The organism is Streptomyces sp. MS06 (assembly GCF_047200655.1).
In the GTDB taxonomy this organism is placed as follows: Bacteria; Actinomycetota; Actinomycetes; order Streptomycetales; family Streptomycetaceae; genus Streptomyces.
Genome location: NZ_JBJZOJ010000143.1, coordinates 1 through 1,284, shown reverse-complemented (window position 1 = coordinate 1,284; position 1,284 = coordinate 1). Strand labels below are relative to the sequence as shown.

Here is a 1,284-nt window from a genome sequence, read left to right as displayed (position 1 = left end):
GGGGTTTCTTGAGTTCGGTGTAGTAGTTGGCTTCGTATTCGACGGGCGGGATGTGCCCTATCTCACCGTGGAGTCGGCGGTGGTTGTACCAGTCGATCCACTCGGCGGTGGCCAGCTCGACCTGGGAGAGCGTCTTCCAGGGTCGCTGGGGTTTGATCAGCTCGGTTTTGTACAGGCCGATCGTGGACTCCATCAGGGCGTTGTCGTACGCGTCACCGACGGATCCGATGCTCGCCGCGATGCCGGCGGCGTCCAGGTGCTCGGCGAGGCGGAAGCTCGTGTACTGCGACCCGGCGTCAGAATGGTGTACCAACTCGCCTGGCTGTATCGGGTGTTGGTCCCGGTCGCGCTGCCAGATCGCCATCTCCAGGGCGTCCAGCACGAACACCGTCTCCTTCACCGTGGCGGCCGACCAGCCCACGATCCGGCGCGAGAAGGTGTCCACGACGAACGCGACATAGACGACGCCGGCGAAGGTCTTCACGTGCGTGAAGTCGGCTACCCAGCAGCGGTTCGGGGCGCTGGCGACGAACTCGCGGTCGACAAGGTCGGGGGCCCGCTCGGCCTGCCCGCCGGGGATCGTGGTGATGACGCGTTTGCCGCGCACCGCGCCCTGGATGCCGAGCTCGCGCATCAGGCGCTCGACGGTGCAGCGGGCCACCGCATGCCCCTGCCGGTTCAGCTCGCGCCAGATCTTCCTCGCTCCGTAGACACGGTAGTTGGACGTGTAGACCTCGTGGATCCTCTCCTTGAGCTCCTCGTCACGCACGGAACGTGCAGAGGGGGTTTCGAGGCGTTTCTTATGGGCGTAGTACGTGGAAGGGGCGATCTTGCAGTCGTGTGCGGTGAGCGTTCTGCAGATCGGCTCGACCCCGCCGAAGCGGTCCCGGTGCTCGTCGATGAACGCTACGAGCGCGTGTGTGGCCGGTCGAGCTCGGCCGCGAAGAAACTCGCCGCGGCCTTCAGGATCTCGTTCGCCCGCTTCAGCTCGGCGTTCTCCTTCTTCAACGCCTTGAGCTGGGCGGATTCCTCCGTCGTCGTCCCTGGACGCTGCCCCGCGTCGATCTCGTACTGCTTCACCCAGTTCCGCAGCGTCTCGCGGGAACCGATGTCGAGCTTGTCCGCCACCGCTTGCAGGGCGGCCGTCTCGTTCGGGTAGTCGTCGCGCACTTCGGCAACCATGCGCACCGCGCGACGGCGCAGCTCAAGCGGGTAACGGGAGGGTCGTGCCATGACTCAATCCTTTCACGGAATCGAGTCTCTACCTGACACGGGGCGGTTCAG

At 65.4% G+C, this 1,284-nt stretch carries 1 protein-coding gene; it reads right to left on the bottom strand.

Annotated features, from left to right (window positions below; all coding sequences use genetic code 11):
* A protein-coding gene (locus tag ACL02U_RS32825; protein WP_412794666.1) for an IS3 family transposase occupies window positions 1-1,233 on the bottom strand; the annotation gives its coding sequence in 2 pieces (ribosomal slippage) (window positions 1-951 and window positions 951-1,233; 1,234 coding nt annotated over the 2 pieces). This gene is flagged as partial in the annotation.
* Window positions 1,234-1,284 lie beyond the last annotated feature (51 nt).